This is a genomic window from Herbaspirillum hiltneri N3 (assembly GCF_001267925.1).
Taxonomy (GTDB): Bacteria; Pseudomonadota; Gammaproteobacteria; order Burkholderiales; family Burkholderiaceae_D; genus Herbaspirillum; species Herbaspirillum hiltneri.
Genome location: NZ_CP011409.1, coordinates 2,857,836 through 2,874,575, shown reverse-complemented (window position 1 = coordinate 2,874,575; position 16,740 = coordinate 2,857,836). Strand labels below are relative to the sequence as shown.

Below are 16,740 nucleotides of genomic sequence, written 5' to 3'. Positions count from 1 at the left end.
ATCAGCGCTCCTGCTTTCTGAGCAGCAGAACGGATGCGCCCAGAATGACAGGGACAGCCGCCAGCAGCGACCAGAAGGAGGGCATCAGTCCGGATAAATCGAGCGCCTTGTTGAAGATTCCGCGGCTGATGGTGAGGAAATGTGAGGCCGGATACAGGCGTCCGATCAAAGCCCCTGCGCCTTCCAGTGACGATACCGGATTGAGCAGGCCGGCAAACTGCACGCAGGGAATGATTGTGCCGATCATCGTGACAAAGATCGCTGCAATCTGGCTGTTGGTGAAGGTGGACGCCAGCAAGCCCAATCCGGTAGAACAGACGATAAAGATGAACGCCGCCAGCGATAGCGAGGCGAAGTCGCCCTTGATGGGGACGCCGAATACGGTGACCGCGAGCAATGCCAGCAACAGGAAGTTGATCATTCCCAGCAATATGTACGGAACTTGCTTGCCGAGCAAAAATTCAGCACGGGAAATCGGTGTGACGTAGAGATTGATGATTGATCCTAGCTCTTTCTCCCGCACGACGGACAACGCTGTCAGCATCGCTGGAATCATCATCAGTAGCATCGGAATGACTGCCGGCACCATGGCAGGAAGGCTCTTGACGTCGGGATTGTAACGATAGCGTGTTTCGATTGAACTGGCTGCGACAGGATGCATGCCCAGCCGGCGCGTAGCCATGTCGACGAGCCACATCTGATGCATCGCCTGTACGTAGCCACGGATGGTCTCGGCGCGCATGGGCATGGCGCCGTCGATCCAGGCTCCGATTTGCGCTGGTGCGCCGCGTTCAATGTTGCGCGCGAATCCGGATGGTATTTCTATTACCAGCGACAACTCTCCATCACGCATGCGACGGTCCAGTTCCGGGTAGTTGGATAACGGCGCCTTCTCGATGAAATAGCGAGAGCCGGAGAGATTGAGTGCATAGCTTTGGCTCAGCGAAGTCTGGTCGCTGTCAAGTACCGCATAGGACAGGTTTTCGACGTCGAGACTGATGCCGTAGCCGATGATGAACAGCAAAATAGCCGTCCCCAGCAAGGCGAGCGTCGCTCTTACCGGATCGCGCCGCAATTCCAAGGTTTCTCGCAGCGCATAGCTATAGGCGCGTCCGAACCGGAAGCCTCGGTTTTGCCGGCGTGGTGAAACGGACGGCAGCGCGGCTGTTTCTGCCGCGTTCTGCGACGTCAGCGCAGGCGACGACGTCATATTCTGCTCGCCGGCCGCTTCTTTGAGATAGCCGATGAACGCCTCCTCAAGTGTCGCCGCACCGCTTTGCCGGACCAGCTCTGCCGGACTCGCGCTGATCAGCACGCGGCCTGCGTGCATCAACGAGATGCGGTCGCAGCGTTCGGCCTCATTCATGAAATGCGTGGAGATGAAGATCGTGACATGATCGTTGCGCGCCAAATCGATCATCAGTTGCCAGAACATGTCGCGTGCGATCGGATCAACGCCGGAAGTCGGCTCGTCAAGGATCAACAGTTCCGGACGATGGACCATGGCGACGGCCAGCGACAATCGCTGACGTACGCCCAGCGGCAATCCTTCCGGCAACTCATCGAGAACTTGGTGGAGATCGAAGCGCCTGGCCATTTCATCGATTCTTGATGCGATATCGTTCTCGGGCACCTGGAACAGGCGCGCGTGCAGCACCAGGTTTTGCCGGACGCTCAATTCGCTGTAAAGAGAAAATGCTTGTGACATATAGCCGACGCGGCTACGCGTGGCGATATCACTGCCGTCGACTTCATGGCCGAACAGCCAGGCTTGCCCTTCGCTGGCAGGGATCAGGCCGGTCAGCATTTTCATGGTGGTCGATTTGCCGCAGCCATTGGAGCCGAGAAAGCCGAATATCTCGCCGCGCCTGATTCTGAAATCGACATGATCGACAGCGATGAAATCGCCGAAGCGCATCGTCAGCCCTTTGGCTTCGATGGCGATTTCATCGCCATCCGTGGTTTGCAGAGGCGTGACGACTACGGCGCGATGCCTGCTGCGCCGGGCCTCCGGGAGCAGTGCAATGAACGCCGCTTCCAGTGAGGCGGCGCCGACTTGCTCTCGTAGTTCCGCTGGCGTCCCGGTTGCCAGGATATTGCCGGCATCCATGGCGACCAGCCAGTCAAAGCGTTCGGCTTCTTCCATATAAGCGGTTGCGACAATCACGCTCATGCCTTCGCGCTCGTCGCGGATCCTTGCAATCAAATCCCAGAATTGGGCGCGCGACAGCGGGTCCACGCCGGTGGTAGGCTCGTCAAGAATCAGCAAATCGGGATCGTGGATCAATGCGCAGCACAGGCCCAATTTCTGTTTCATGCCACCGGACAGTTTGCCGGCGGGACGTGACAGGAAAGGCTGCAGTCCGGTGCTTTGTGTCAGTTCATCAATCCGGCGCCGACGGGATATTGCGTCGTGTCCGAACAGGCGCCCGAAGAACTGCAGATTTTCTTCCACCGACAGCGTGGGGTAGAGATTTTTACCCAAGCCTTGCGGCATATAGGCAATACGTGGGCAGGTCTTGCTGCGATGGCGGCTGTCAGCCATGCTGCCGCCCAGCACGTCAATCTGGCCTTGCTGTATCTGGCGGGCGCCTGCCAGCAGGGACAGCAAGCTTGATTTGCCAACACCGTCCGGTCCGATGAGGCCGATCATCCGTTTGGCCGAAAGCACAAGATTGATGTCGGTGAGCGCCTGTGTCTTGCCAAGCTGCAGGCTGACGCCGGATAGTCGCGCGACGATATCCGGCGGATCGCTGGAGGGAAGGCCGCTCACTGCGGCACTTTCACAGCCAGATCAGCAGGCCAGTCCGTCTGTGCCGCCAGCTTGACCCAGGCGACGCCGGGCAAGCCGGTTTTGACCAGTTGCAGATGTTTTAACAGAAGCTCCCGGTCAATCCGCGCCTTGACGCGAAACATCAGTTTTTGCCGTTCGCTGGCGGTCTCGACCGTCTTCGGCGTGAACTGCGCCGTGCTGGCGACGTAGGACACCTTGGCGGGGATCACGTATTTAGGGGCGGCATCGAGAATCAGGCGCACATCGCTGCCGATCGCCAGTTTCCCGGCTACCGCCTCGGGGACGAAGAAGGTCATGTAGACATCGCTCAGATCTACCAGGTTGAGCACTTTTCCGCCGCTTCCGAGCACTTCGCCGGGTTGCGCCACGCGATATTGCACTCTCCCGCTGCGGGGCGCCGTCAGCGCGCTGTCATTGATGTCGGCTTCAATGCGGGATACCGTTGCCGCCATTGCGGTCACGGTGGCGGAAGCTCCTGATACCTGGGTTCTCGCAGCGCTGATTGCCGCCGATGCCGCCTTTGTCTGCGCAGTCGCAGCAGTCAGTGCAGCCTGTGTCGTGCGAACCCGGGTGCGATCGTCGTCGACCTCCTGGATTGACGAGGCGCCTTCCTGCACCAGCGTCTCGGAACGAATCAGGCGTCGTTGTGCCGCTTCCAGCTCACTTTCCCGTTGCACGACCAGCGCTTGTGCAGCTTGAAAATCGCTTTCACGTACAACAACCTGAGCCTCTGCACTGGAGACCGTGGCAATGGCTTGTTGTTTCTGGGCAGAGGCCTCGGCGTGTTGCGCCTGCAATACCTGCGTTTGCATATGCGCCAGAGGTTGGCCGGCCGCGACGAAGTCGCCTTCGCTGACGAGGATGTCGCCGATGCGGCCTGGCAGCTTTGCTGCAACGTCGATTTCGGTCGCTTCGATACGGCCGTTACCGCTTGCGAAATCGGCACCAGGGCCGGTATGGCGAAGCTGCTTCCATGCATACCAGGCGATAGCCAATGCAGCGAAGGCGAGCAGTAGGAGGTACAGAGTGCGGCGCGAAGGAGTGTTCATGGTCAATTGTCTGGATCGGTCGTGGAGACGGTCTTGCCATCAGCGGCGGGGACTTCATCGGTGGCGCCGCCCAACGCGGCATAGAGGCTGACGTTGCTGGTCGACAGGGCGCGTTGCAACTGGACGAGCTGTTGTTGTGCAGTCAAAAGGTCGCGCTGGGCGTCCAGCACGTCCAGAAACGAAGCCGAGCCGTTGTCATAGCGTAGCGTCGACAAGCGTGCACGTTCGAGCTGGACGGCGAGAGAGGTAGAAGCGATGTCCACCTGGTAGTCCAGCCACATGCGGGCGGACAAGGCATCGGAGACGTCGCGAAATGCATTCTGGATGCTTTTTTCGTAATTGAGTACGGCGATATGATGGCGCGCTGTCGTCAAGTTCAGATTGCTGTTGCGAAGGCCGCCGTCGAACAGCGGCAAGGAAATGACCGGCGAGAACGTCCACGCGCGGCTACCGTTACCGAACAAGCCGCCGAGTTCGGCGCTCGCCGTACCGGCAGAAGCTGTCAGGGCAATGCGGGGAAAGAACGCAGCGCGCGCTGCGCCGATATTGGCGTTGGCGGCCTTGAGCTGATGCTCTGCCGCAATGATGTCTGGCCGATTGATCAACAACTCGGATGGTGCGCCGGCCCGCAAACGGCGTGGCGCGTCGACATCCGAAAGGCGTTTGCGCAGCGTCGTTTCATCCATTTCGGTGCCGGCCAGCAAGGTAAGGCGATGCACCTGTGCCGCACGTTCCTGCTCCAGTTGCGCCACCAGGCTTTGAGCCTGTGTCAGCAGTACCGCCACCTGTGTCAGATTAAGCCGTGACGTGGAGCCCACCTCGACGCGCCGCGAGAATATGCGATAGCTTTCGGCACGACTGGCCAGCGTTTGCTCGGCAAGGAACAGGCGCTCGTTGAGTTCGGACAAGATCAGATAGCTGGTTGCCACTTGTGCAATCAGGTCGATGCGTACGGCGCGTTGCGCTGCCTCTGAGGCGAGATAATTCTCCAGCGCGGCGTCCTTGAGACTGCGTATATGTCCCCAGAAGTCCAGCTCCCAGCTGGCCATTCCCAATCCCACCTGATATTGGTTTGCCACCAGTGGTTTCCCGGTGAGATTGAGATCGCCCGGCACCCGCGAACGCTCAAGTTCCGCCTGGGCTCCGATGGATGGAAATTGTGCGGAACGCTCAATGCCATAGGCGGCGCGTGCCTCATCCACGCGAGCGAGGGCGATCCCGAGATCCCGGTTGTTTTGCAAGGCGAGCGCAATGAGCGATTGGAGCTGCGGATCCTGAAAGTAGCTGCGCCACCCAACGATGTCGGCAGGCGCGTGCGAAGCGCCCGTAACGCTGTCGTAGTGAGAAGGAACCGGCGACGCGGGACGTACGTAGTCAGGGGCGAGCGAGACACAGCCGGCTAATTGCGCAACGAAGACCGCAGCCACGAAGCACCTGCTCGCCAGATAATTTCTGTGTATTGATGTTTCTTTTAAAACCACGTTGACTCCCGCACCGATCGATACCATGCGAAGCAGTCTACGGGCCGTGCGCCTCCAACATCTTGATGTCAATCAAATGTCTGCAAAGGAACAATTGCAGCTGGTCATTTAAGGCCGAAGCGCGAGATAAGCCAGGATTTGAGCAGTTGCGTCAGCAGCAGGTAGGCGAAAACGATGGCCAGAATGGCCACATTCAGACCAAACGGCAACGCTGTCAGGCCAAGCGCATGAGCAAACGGTGAGGCCGGTAGCCAGAAGGCCAAAAGACAGATGATGGCCGTCGTTGCGAGTAACGGCAGGCTGGGCTTGCTCTGAATGAAAGGAATTTTTCCTGTCCGGATGACATGCACCACCAGAGTCTGCGACAGTAGCGATTCGACAAACCAGCCGGATTGAAACAGCAAGGACTGGTTCCCCGCGCCGAAGAGATACCACAAGACGCCAAACGTCAGGTAGTCGAAGAGTGAACTCACCGGACCCAGCACCATCATGAATCGACCGATGTCGAGTATTTCCCAACGCCGTGGCTCCTTGAGATACTCCGCATCGACATGATCGGTCGCAATGGTGGTCTGCGAAAAATCGTAAAGCAGATTATTCAGCAGTATCTGGACCGGCGCCATGGGCAGGAATGGCAGTATGGCGCTCGCGCCAAGTACGCTCAGCATGTTGCCGAAAGCGGAGCTGGAACTCATTTTGATGTACTTCGTAATGTTGCCAAAGACCTTGCGGCCTTCCAGCACGCCGTCTTTCAGGACTACCAGGCTCTTGCGCATAAGAATGATGTCGGCCGATTCCTTCGCGATGTCCACCGCGCTATCGACTGAAATGCCGACGTCTGCAGTTTTTAGCGCAGCGCCGTCGTTAATGCCGTCACCGAGATAGCCAACTACATGATGTCGTTGTTGAAGACAGCGGATGATTCTGGCTTTTTGCTGTGGATTGAGCTTGGCGAAAATATGGATTCGTTCGGCCAATTCTCCAACCGCCTCATCGCTGAGCGCGTCGATATCGCTGCCGAGAACGGCCTGTTCTCCCGGCAAGCCAACGTGGCGGCACACATTGCGCACGACCGCACCGTTGTCGCCGCTAAGTACTTTCACTGTCACGCCATAGGCATGAAGACTGGCGATGGCTTCGGCAGCACTGTCTTTCGGCGGATCCAGAAAAGCGATATAGCCGACCAATGTCAGCCCGGATTCATCGTTGTTGGAGAATTCATTCGTCGCTGTTGCGCCATTTTCCGGCAGCTCTTTGCAGGCAACGGCAATGACGCGAAAACCATCGTCGTTCAGATCATCGACCGTCTTGCTCAACTCCGCACCATGATGCGGGGCAAGCGGCACCGCTTTGCCGTTGTGTTCGGCATCGGTGCAGATACTCAGGATCTCTTCAGGAGCGCCTTTGCAGATGAGTAATCGGGTATGGTTGGCTTGCTCCACGATGACCGACATGCGGCGCCGTTCGAAATCGAAAGGCAGCTCATCAATTTTGTGAAAGTGGCGGTCGGGCTCGACTTTTTCTTGCATGCCGGGATAGCTCAGGATCGCCATGTCCAGCAAGTTCTTGAGGCCGGTCTGAAAGAAACTGTTCAGATAGGCGTACTCCACTACTTTCTGTGAATCGACGCCATCGATGTCGACGTGTTTTTCGAGGATGATCCGGTCTTGGGTCAGCGTGCCTGTTTTGTCCGTGCAGAGGATGTTCATTGCACCGAAATTCTGAATCGCATTAAGCCGTTTGACGATGACCTTCTTCTCGGACATTGCCAATGCACCCTTGGCCAGGTTGATCGTGATGATCATGGGAAGCATCTCCGGCGCCAGTCCTACGGCGATAGCGACGGCGAACAGCAACGCCTCCAGCCAGTCTCCCTTGGTTATTCCATTGAGAAGGAACACCAGAGGCACCATCACCAGCATGATGCGCATGAGCAGATGAACATACTTGTCAATGCCACGATCAAAACTGGTCAACTCCCGCGCTTTGATCAGATCGACGGCAATATGTCCAAAAGCAGTACGCTCGGCGGTGGCGACGACGAGCGCGGTTCCGGTGCCGCTGACGACATTGGTGCCCATAAACGCCAAATTGGGAATATCCGTCAGGTTCTCGCCCGAGGTCGCCATCGATGGCATCGATGCTATTGAGGTCTTCTCAACAGGAAGAGATTCGCCTGTAAGCGCCGCCTGGCTGATAAACAGCATTTTGGCCGACAAGATGCGCACATCGGCAGGAGCGATATCCCCAGCTGACAAAAAAATGATGTCTCCGGGTACCAGCTCTGCAAGCGGGATCTCGAGCTTGCCTTGGTCAGCCCGCTGGACGGTGGCGGTGGTGGCCACCATCGATCGAAGCTGTTGTGCGGCTTTGTCTGCGCGATGTTCCTGCAAGAACGACAGCAAGGTGGACAGAATCACCATGATGCCGATCATCACGCCGCCCCAAGTCTCTCCGATGACAAGATTGACGCAAGTCAGCAGCAGCAACAGCAGCGACAACGGACTGGCCAGCAGTGTCAGAAACCGGCGCCATCCTTGCAAGCTACTCCTCGATGCAATGGCGTTGACTCCATATTTTTTCCGGCGTTCTTCTGCTTCCGCTATGGTCAGGCCCTGCAAGGAAGACGCTTGCTGCTCCAGCGCCGCGTCTGGCGTCAGTGCAGCGACGCTTCGCAACACCGCTTCGGCTGCTTGTGCCGGAGAGTGGGAAGCGCGACGGAGGGCATCCGGATGTCTCGCAAGGAAGGCATTGGAAGATGAAGAAGCGGTGTTGCTCGGACCAGGCATGTTCTATCCTACGGCTGCATGACATATTTCCCAGGCGCGGCGAGTCCATGCGTCGGCATGGGCGGCGGTGCAACGCGTTTTCCTGAGCGTTTGCGCAGCCATGCCTCCCAGGCGGGCCACCATGAACCTTCGTGACGTTCGACGCCGGCCTGCCATGCACTTGCATCCACCATGCTTTGTTTGTCAGTGTGAGTCGCTATCTGATAACTGCGATGCGGATGACCGGGCGGCGATACCACACCTGCGTTGTGACCGCCGGACGTGAGCACGAAGGTGACGTCGGTGTCGGTCAGCCGATGAATTTTAAAGACGGATCTCCAGGGAGCGACATGGTCGGTAACGGTCCCCACGGCGAAAACAGGAAGACGGATATCGGTCAGGCTGATGGGCCTGCCGTCGGTGAGATAACGTCCTTCCGCCAAGTCATTTTTCAGGAACAGCTGGCGCAGATACTCGGAATGCATGCGATAGGGCATGCGCGTCGCGTCGGCGTTCCACGCCATCAGATCACTTTTTTGTTCAGGCAAACCAAGGAGGTACTGATGGAGCCGACGGGACCATATCAAATCGTTCGAACGCAGCAACTGAAACGCACCCGCCATCTGCTTGGTGTCGAGATATCCCTGATCCCACATGACGGCTTCCAGAAAGCTGACCTGGCTTTCATCGATGAACAATGACAGCTCGCCAGGTTCTTCAAAATCGACCTGAGATGCAAACAGACTCATGCTTGCCAGGCGGTTGTCGCCATCACGCGCCATGCTCGCTGCGGCGATCGATAGCAGGGTCCCGCCCAGGCAGTAGCCGACGGCATTGATCTGTTTGGAGCCGGTCTGCGCAACGATGGTGTCGATTGCCGCCATAACGCCCAGCCGACGATAGTCATCCATCGATAACTCGCGGTCTTCCGCCACCGGGTTTTTCCAGGAAATCATGTAGACCGTATAGCCAAGATCGACCAGATACTTGACCAGAGAATTTTGCGGAGACAGGTCCAGAATATAGTATTTCATGATCCACGCAGGGACAAAAAGCAAGGGGACCGCATGCACAGTCTTGCTTGCCGGTGCGTACTGAATCAGTTCGATGAGCTTGTTGTGAAAAACGACCTTTCCGGGCGTGACGGCAACCTCTTTGCCGACTCTGAAATCAGAGTTTTCATTGTCATGCTGTCCCGGCACGCTTTTACGCCAGTCGCTCATGGCATTGAGTGCCCCTTGGACGAGATTGCTTCCACCCGAATTGACAGTCGCTTGCTGTACTACCGGATTGGTTGCAAAAAAATTGGACGGCGCAAGCATATCCAGGACTTGACGCACGGTAAACGTCACTACGTCTTCGTGATGCTGGGATAAGCCGCGAACCCCGGTTGTGGCGCGGTGCCACCACTGTTGCTGAAGCAAGAAGCCTTGGGAGATGGCATTGAACGGCCATTGCTGCCAGGCCGGGTCGCTGAAGCGACGATCCTGCGGAAGTGGCTCTATGCAGGCTGGCGAGCTTGTATTCTCGCTGTCATTGCAACATGCCCGGTTGTAGACACTCCAGCGCTCCCAGTTTTGCCACGCCTTTTGCAGCAGCGCAACGCGCTTGGTCGGTGACAAGGCGAGGTGGGTTATCCAGTCTGTATATGCGTTGAACATCGCGGCCGGTGAAATGTTGCCGCTCATTTTTCCTAGCCAGGCATTGCTCATCAGATCCAGGCGAGCCGAATCATTGTCACTTTCAGGATAGTCGTAACGCAACGGCGCCAGCCAAGCGCTGGCCAACCGTTCAACGACCGCGGGAGGAAGGTATTTCTTGTCCATGGCAGGGAGCCTTTCGGGAAACAGTGACGCCAGCCTAACAAGGCCGCTCTCAAGAGACTTGATGCAGATCAAGTTAGTGGATTTCCGTGTACAGACACACCAGCGGCCAGCAAGCAATGCCGCCATTGAGTCAAACGACGGAGTCAATGTTGGCGTAGTGACAATGTCAACGTGAAAGCAGCAGAGATGTTGATGATTCGGCTATGACAACTCCCGTTGTGCCTCCCAGCAGGGTTTCACGCCAACGCGGATGCGCTACGCATCCCATGACGATGAGATCCGCGTCGAGCTCGTCGGCGAGTGCGAGCAGCGCGTGTCCGGTATCTGGAGTTTCGGTACGATGAATGACATTGACGGGCTTGGGAATGGTGGAAAGACACTGGCGCAGGGCATCCTCCGAGGCGATGGCATGCGTACTAGGATCGATGCCGTCACCGAAAATGACCGCGCTGACGAGGTCGACTTTTTCCAGTATCGGCAGCGCGTTGCGCGCGGCGCGGGCGGCCACGCTGCTGCCGTTCCAGGCGACCAGCGCATGTCTCCATGAAAATGGTTTTTCATTGACTGTGAATACAGGTGCAGTGGTATTCAGAGTGACGAATTCAACGAGATCGCTTTCTTCGCGTCTTGCAGGGTGTTGCAGATCGTTCTTTCCGAGAATAATCAAATCTGCGGCGCTGCCGTGAGCACTTAGTGCACTTGCTGCATCGTCATCGACATGCAGCTGCTGAACGCTTGCAATTCCATATTGCTGAGCAAGCGTCGCAAATCGCGCCAATGACCTCGTCATCTCCAGGTGACGTTTTCCGCGATGGGCGAGTTCGTCCGCCGGGAATGCTTGATCCGAAGATATCCCGCTTGCGATCTGGTCTGCCGGCGAAAGAAATCGTGACATGAATTTCGTGTTCCCGGATATGGCGAGGCCGACGACGGTCGTCCGATCCGCAGACGCCAGGCGCGCAGCAAGCTTTACCCGTTGTTCAAGATCCGTCGTGTTGCCGACGTGAATCAAGATGGATCTATAGCTCATGAATTGACTCCCGTTAAGCTGATGCGTCCTCGTGCTACCGACATGGTAGAGGTGATTGCAGAAGCTGGATTGACCTACATCAAGGAAGCACTGCAGGCCGCCGTGGGAGCAAATAAATTTTCTCGTTTGGTCCGTTTTGATCCAAGTCAAATCCATCGCCAGGGGCGAGGCATAGGATGGCCTTCATCGTGTTTATCTTCAATGAGGTCACAATGTTAAAGAAAATATTGCTGGCAACTGACGGATCGGAATTGTCCAAGAAAGCGGTGGCTGCTGCGGTTGAATTTGCAGCATCTTACGGCAGCAAGATTGTTGGGCTCGCTGTATCCGAAATTTTTCAGACTCTGATCATGCCGGAACTTGGCGCAGGTTACGACCTGAAGGGTATTGAAGATGAGATTTTTCAACAGTCGAAGCTAAACGCCGACTTCATCGCCGATTGTGCAAAGAAGGCTGGCGCGGCTTGTGAAATCCATACCGTTAAAGGTGTGCATCCGCATGAAGAGATTCTGCGTTTTGCTACCGAATACGGGTGCGATTCCATCTTTATGGCGTCGCATGGCCGTAAGGGATTGGATAAATTGTTACCCGGTAGCGAGACACAGAAGGTGCTCACTTACAGCAAGATTCCAGTGCTGGTGTTCAAGTAGCCACTGTCGCAATACATCACGTGAAAGGGATCATATGAAAACCGACCATCAAATCAAGCAAGATGTCGTCGAGGAGCTGGCTTGGGAGTCTGCTGTCGACGACAACGTCATTGGCGTCGAAGTCTGCGATGGCGTCGTGACCTTGTCCGGCAATCTGGATAGCTACGCCGAGAAGTATGCTGCAGAGAAAGCCGTGCAACGGGTCTCCGGCGTGAGAGGACTTGCCGTGGAAATTGATGTCGTTCTGCCCGGGTCCAGCAAACGCACGGATGCCGACATCGCACGCGTTGCCGCCCAGGGATTGGATTGGAACGCCTTGCTTCCGAAGGATAAGGTCAAGGTGATGGTGGAGGACGGCTGGATCACCTTAAGTGGCGAAGTTGAACACCAGTATCAGCGGATGGCGGCAGAGAGCACACTGCGAAGTCTGTTGGGTGTCGTCGGCATTAGCAATCAGATTGCCGTGAAGCATGTCGCACGACCGGCGGATATCAAAACTCATATCGAAGCCGCTCTGCAGCGCCGCGCACACTCGACGGCCAAGGCAATCGACGTCGTTGTCAACGGCGAACAGATTACCCTCAGCGGTTCCGTGGCATCGTTGGCCGAACGGCATGAAGCATTCAACGCTGCTGTAAAAACCCCGGGGGTAACGAAAGTAGTCGACAAGTTGTCAGTCACTTTCTGACTGCGCACCGTGAAGTCCCAGGAACATTTGTCGCAATTTGATCTTTTGAAAGCTGAGTACGCATGAAAACTACGATGAAGGCCGCAGTGGTGGAGAAATTCGGTCAGCCGCTTGCGCTACGAGATATTCCCTTGCCATCGCCGGGACCCGGGCAAATCTTAGTCAAAACGGAAGCGTGCGGTGTCTGTCATACCGACTTGCATGCAGCGCACGGCGACTGGCCTGTAAAACCTGCATTGCCGTTTGTTCCGGGACACGAAGGTATCGGTATTGTGGTCTCCATGGGCCCAGGCGTGAGCGAAGTCAACATCGGAGACCGCGTTGGCGTGCCGTGGCTTTACTCGGCGTGTGGGCATTGCGAGTATTGTCTGGCGGCATGGGAGACGGTATGCGCTGAGGCGGAATACGGCGGGTATACAAAGAATGGCGGTTTCGCCGAGTATATTCTGGCTGACCCGAAATATGTTGCGCATATCCCCGAGGGGCTGGCTGCCACTGCGGCAGCACCCATCATCTGCGCCGGCGTGACCTCGTACAAGGGGATCAAGGAGTGTGACGTCAAGCCTGGCGAGTGGTTGGCCGTCTCTGGTATTGGCGGACTCGGCCATTTGGCTGTTCAGTACGGGAAGGCCATGGGCTTGCGCGTCTGCGCAATCGATGTCGATGACGAAAAACTGGCGCATGCACAACGTCTTGGCGCCGAAGTACTGATCAATGTCCGCGCTGGCGATCCGGTAGCACAATTGAGAAAATTGACGGATGGCGGCGCCCATGGTGTTCTTATCACCGCGCCATCCCTTGAAGCGTTCCATCAGGGAGTTGCGATGACTCGCAAACTCGGTACTTGTGTGCTGGTAGGTTTGCCTCCTGGCGAGTTCCCGACACCGTTGTTTGATGTGGTTGCCAACTGCATTACGATCCGGGGTTCGTTCGTAGGAACCCGAAAGGATATGGCTGAAGCACTTGCTTTTGCAGCCGCGGGAAAGGTGAGGGCGGATATCGAGTTGCAGCCGTTGTCGGCGATCAACAGTGTCTTTGAACGTCTGCAGCGCGGTGAAGTGCCATCCCGGGTGGTGCTCGATTTCTCTTAGTCTGCTATGTCTTTGCGCCGGGAGAAAGCGGGAAAACAACGCTCATCAGCCAATGCAGACACATGCCTGCAATCATCGCGGCGACGAAGATCCAGGCTTGGGCATGTCCCGCAGCCGCGCTCACCAGAGCCGGTCCCGGACAAAATCCGGTGAGTCCCCATCCGGCGCCGAAGACCAGGCTACCCAGCACCAGTCGAATGTCGATGTCTTTGCGCGTCGGCAATTGCATCGGTGCGCCGAGCAAGCTGCGAGACCTGCTTCGCGCCCACGCAAAAGCGGGAGTGGCGATCAGGACGGCGCCGCCCATGACGATCAATAGCGTCGGATTCCAATTGCCGGCCAGGTCCAGGAAATCGAGGATTCTGGCCGGATCGGTCATCCCGGAAAGCAGCAATCCAACGCCGAAAAGCAGGCCGATAAACAAGGCGAGGATATTCTGCATGGTCAGGATCCAGGGAAAAAGAAGACGTGACGCGCAAGGTAGGTCACGATAAAACCGGCCATCATGAACGCCGCGGTCGCGACAAAAGAGCGTACCGAACCTCGGGATATCCCGCATACCCCATGCCCGCTGGTGCAGCCGCCTGCATATCGGGTGCCGACTCCCACCAGTACCCCGCCAACGATCAGCAACGGAGTTGTCGCCGTAATGGTCGCATCAGGAAGCGCCCCCATGAGACGCCATAGCGGCGCCGCCAGCAGCAGACCGGCCAGGAACATGCCGCGCCAGAGCTTTTCGCCCTTGTTTGCGCGTCCTATCAATCCGCCCAGGATGCCGCTGATACCCGCGATGCGGCCGTTGAACAGGATAAGCATTGCCGCCGCCAGGCCGATCAGCGCTCCGCCGGCCAGCGAGCGCCAGATAACCATATTTGTCCATTCGATCATCATTTGGCGCGACTCTGGCGGGATGAGGCGGATGCCCTAGGCACGGATCCGCAGAAACTTGCATACAGCGCTTGCATCACCGCCAGGACTTCATCCTTGGCCAGGCGATAGTAAATGTACTTGCCGTCACGACGGGTATCGACCAGTCCTTCATCACGCAATACGCCCAACTGCTGCGAGAGCGTGGGTTGCGCGATATCGGTGTTTTGCTGTAATTCACTGACATTACGCTCGCCTTCCGCCAACTGGCACAGAAGCAGGAGGCGGTCTTCGTTCGCCATGGCTTTCAGCAAGGCGCAAGCCCTGCCTGCGGAAGTACGCAATTGCGCCATGGCCTCGGGCGTTGGCGCGAATCCAGGCGACGACGAGGAAGAGCTGACAGTTTTCATGCAGAACATTATATTGAAAAACATATTATATTCCAATAGAATGTTTCAATCGATACGTATTATCCGGAGTCGTTCATGAATTCACCCGATGTAGCGCAGTCCGTCGTCGTCCACCCGTTCTTTGATGAAGAGACTTCCACGATTACTTATGTGGTGTTCGGGCAGGGGGACAGTAAATGCGCCGTGATTGATCCGGTCCTCAACTACGATCCCAGGTCCGGGCGGACCTCAACCGCATCCGCCGACAAGGTGATCGATTTCGTGCGAACCCGGAAGCTCTCCGTGCAATGGCTGCTGGAGACGCACGCGCATGCAGACCATCTTTCCGCGGCACCTTATCTGAAACAGCATTTGGGCGGCACCATCGCCATCGGCGAGGCAATCCGGGTGGTTCAGCGCACGTTCAGGGATGTGTTCAATCTCGACTCGACATTTCACCTCGATGGTTCCCAGTTTGACCACCTGTTCCATGCCGACCAGGCGTTTCAGGTGGGCAGTCTGCGAATGCGCGCGCTGCATGTTCCTGGGCACACGCCGGCGGATATGGCCTACATGATCGAAGACGCCGACGGTACGCCACAGGCGGTTTTCGTCGGCGACACGTTGTTCATGCCGGACGTGGGAAGCGCCCGCTGCGATTTTCCCGGCGGAGATGCACGCGCGCTGTATCGTTCGGTGCGCAAGCTGCTGTCTTTCCCGGCGACGACCCGGCTGTTCATGTGCCACGACTACCCACCCGAAGGACGAGCGCCGAAATGGGAGACCACCGTCGCCGAACAGCGTGCTGCAAACATCCATCTGCACGACGGCGTTGACGAGAGCGATTTCGTTGCCATGCGCCAAAGCCGCGATGGGACATTGGTCATGCCGACGCTCATTCTGCCTGCGATTCAGGTCAACATCTGCGCGGGCCAGTTGCCGGCGCCGGAAAGCAATGGCGTGGCTTATCTGAAGATCCCTGTGAATGCGTTGTGACCCTTGCTGAGCAAGCCGGAGCCCATTCCGGAGCAACGCATCAAATTCCCAGGCGGTAGATCGCTGGATACCAACGCAGAAGTGCTGCTGACTCAGCCGCTGATGGTTGTGATTGGCGACAAGCCGGGAGGCTTCGGCGCCTACCGCGACGGCTGGGAGATCTACAGCCGCGCCGCCACGGCAAACAAGCACATCGTCGTGGCCGAAGGGTGGTCGCACTATGATCTGTACGACAAGCCGGAGCCGGTGGCCGTCGCCATGGCCAAGGTAGTGCCGTTCTTCAAAGACAATCTTTGATCTGCATGTGGGCGGGCCGGTTTGTTCCGGGCTTGCCGCTCTCATATACTACTTTACGAGTCCTCAATGTCATATGTTCATGTTTCTCTAAGCAGTTGATTCGCAAAGGTGAATTTTAGAAGTGGGCGCAATTTGTTCACGGAATAATGTTCACGGCGGTAGACAGTTCAACGATTTGCGGTAAAACATAGCGACGGTTTTTGTCACCCGTGCCCACTCTACCGGCAATCTTTTAGCCATGGTCCACATCTACGCATACCTGGGTGCTGGAAGAACCTAATCGGTACTGCTCACATCATCGAACGGTATTCACTTATTCTGAATAGACTGGGGGTCTATAGATGGCTAGGCCTTGAAATTGTTGTCAGATTTACATACTATTTTTGGTTTTTTTGTTCGGCAACTCCTAATCCCAGCGCCTGACTTGGAAATATTCGTGGACTGCAATGGACTACGAAGGTAGAACAAAATTTCTTGCAAATCAACCTCTTGCACATTTTTTCGCACCACTTATCCACAAGCCTGTCCACAGAATCTGGGGATAAGTACTTATTGGTCGCTCCTAGCAAATTGCGAAGGAGGGGCATACTGCGGTAAAGACTCTTAGGGATCCCTAACTCTGTAACCCTAACAAATAAATTGGTTTACCGAAGCCTTCCACGGTACCTCCAAGAAGTTCTGCGTCGGGGCCTTGATGTCGCAGCTCTTGCGGTATTCACCGTGTTGCGCGCTGATCTCGAGGAGGCGTTGTCGTTGTTCTTCACAAACTCATATCGCCGGCAGGGTTGTAATGCGCCTCCGGCGCGGCGCACTT

At 56.7% G+C, this 16,740-nt stretch carries 14 protein-coding genes; 5 read left to right on the top strand and 9 right to left on the bottom strand.

Annotated features, from left to right (window positions below):
- Position 1: 1 nt before the first annotated feature.
- The 6 genes from rbbA to F506_RS13010 all read right to left on the bottom strand — a co-directional run bounded on the left by rbbA (position 2) and on the right by F506_RS13010 (position 10,948).
- On the bottom strand, positions 2-2,773 hold the full coding sequence (gene rbbA, locus F506_RS13035; protein ID WP_053198054.1) for a ribosome-associated ATPase/putative transporter RbbA: 2,772 nt from the start codon (positions 2,771-2,773) through the stop codon (positions 2-4).
- Positions 2,770-3,843 (bottom strand): HlyD family secretion protein, encoded by a 1,074-nt coding sequence (locus F506_RS13030; RefSeq protein WP_053198052.1) that lies wholly within the window; start codon positions 3,841-3,843, stop codon positions 2,770-2,772. Before F506_RS13030 ends, rbbA begins: the two co-directional genes overlap by 4 nt.
- Before the next feature lie 2 nt (positions 3,844-3,845).
- Positions 3,846-5,351, bottom strand: a complete 1,506-nt coding sequence (locus F506_RS13025; RefSeq protein WP_083457851.1) for an efflux transporter outer membrane subunit — start codon at positions 5,349-5,351, stop codon at positions 3,846-3,848.
- A 77-nt stretch (positions 5,352-5,428) separates the two neighbouring features.
- Entirely contained in the window at positions 5,429-8,113 is a 2,685-nt protein-coding gene (gene mgtA, locus F506_RS13020) for a magnesium-translocating P-type ATPase (RefSeq protein ID WP_083457848.1), read from the bottom strand.
- A gap of 8 nt (positions 8,114-8,121) precedes the next feature.
- Entirely contained in the window at positions 8,122-9,918 is a 1,797-nt protein-coding gene (locus F506_RS13015) for a PHA/PHB synthase family protein (protein ID WP_053201571.1), read from the bottom strand.
- Between the two features lie 166 nt (positions 9,919-10,084).
- Positions 10,085-10,948 carry a universal stress protein gene (locus F506_RS13010; protein WP_158443131.1) on the bottom strand — a complete coding sequence of 288 codons (864 nt, stop codon included), beginning with the start codon at positions 10,946-10,948 and terminating at the stop codon, positions 10,085-10,087.
- Positions 10,949-11,160: 212 nt separating this feature from the next.
- Here F506_RS13010 and F506_RS13005 point away from each other — a divergent pair, with 212 nt between their 5' ends.
- The 3 genes from F506_RS13005 to F506_RS12995 all read left to right on the top strand — a co-directional run bounded on the left by F506_RS13005 (position 11,161) and on the right by F506_RS12995 (position 13,377).
- A complete protein-coding gene (locus F506_RS13005) occupies positions 11,161-11,598 on the top strand; it encodes a universal stress protein (protein WP_053201568.1) in 438 nt (145 codons plus the stop codon).
- Between the two features lie 34 nt (positions 11,599-11,632).
- On the top strand, positions 11,633-12,286 hold the full coding sequence (locus F506_RS13000) for a BON domain-containing protein (RefSeq protein ID WP_053198046.1): 654 nt from the start codon (positions 11,633-11,635) through the stop codon (positions 12,284-12,286).
- 62 nt (positions 12,287-12,348) lie between these two features.
- On the top strand, positions 12,349-13,377 hold the full coding sequence (locus F506_RS12995) for a zinc-dependent alcohol dehydrogenase (RefSeq protein WP_053198044.1): 1,029 nt from the start codon (positions 12,349-12,351) through the stop codon (positions 13,375-13,377).
- 4 nt (positions 13,378-13,381) lie between these two features.
- Here F506_RS12995 and F506_RS12990 read toward each other — a convergent pair whose 3' ends face one another.
- From F506_RS12990 to F506_RS12980, 3 genes are read right to left on the bottom strand one after another with little or no spacing between them, the layout of a single operon-like run.
- A complete protein-coding gene (locus F506_RS12990) occupies positions 13,382-13,819 on the bottom strand; it encodes a YeeE/YedE family protein (protein ID WP_053198043.1) in 438 nt (145 codons plus the stop codon).
- 2 nt (positions 13,820-13,821) lie between these two features.
- Complete coding sequence (locus tag F506_RS12985) at positions 13,822-14,268, bottom strand: YeeE/YedE family protein (protein WP_053198042.1); 447 nt, start codon at positions 14,266-14,268, stop codon at positions 13,822-13,824.
- The gene (locus tag F506_RS12980; RefSeq protein ID WP_053201566.1) at positions 14,265-14,597 is read right to left on the bottom strand and encodes an ArsR/SmtB family transcription factor; all 333 of its coding nucleotides are present in this window, start codon (positions 14,595-14,597) and stop codon (positions 14,265-14,267) included. The genes F506_RS12985 and F506_RS12980 overlap by 4 nt, the downstream gene beginning before the upstream one ends.
- 132 nt (positions 14,598-14,729) lie before the next feature.
- Here F506_RS12980 and F506_RS12975 point away from each other — a divergent pair, with 132 nt between their 5' ends.
- On the top strand, positions 14,730-15,629 hold the full coding sequence (locus F506_RS12975) for an MBL fold metallo-hydrolase (protein ID WP_053198040.1): 900 nt from the start codon (positions 14,730-14,732) through the stop codon (positions 15,627-15,629).
- A gap of 81 nt (positions 15,630-15,710) precedes the next feature.
- Positions 15,711-15,926 carry an alpha/beta hydrolase family protein gene (locus tag F506_RS12970; protein WP_200907673.1) on the top strand — a complete coding sequence of 72 codons (216 nt, stop codon included), beginning with the start codon at positions 15,711-15,713 and terminating at the stop codon, positions 15,924-15,926.
- The last annotated feature ends 814 nt before the right edge of the window (positions 15,927-16,740 follow it).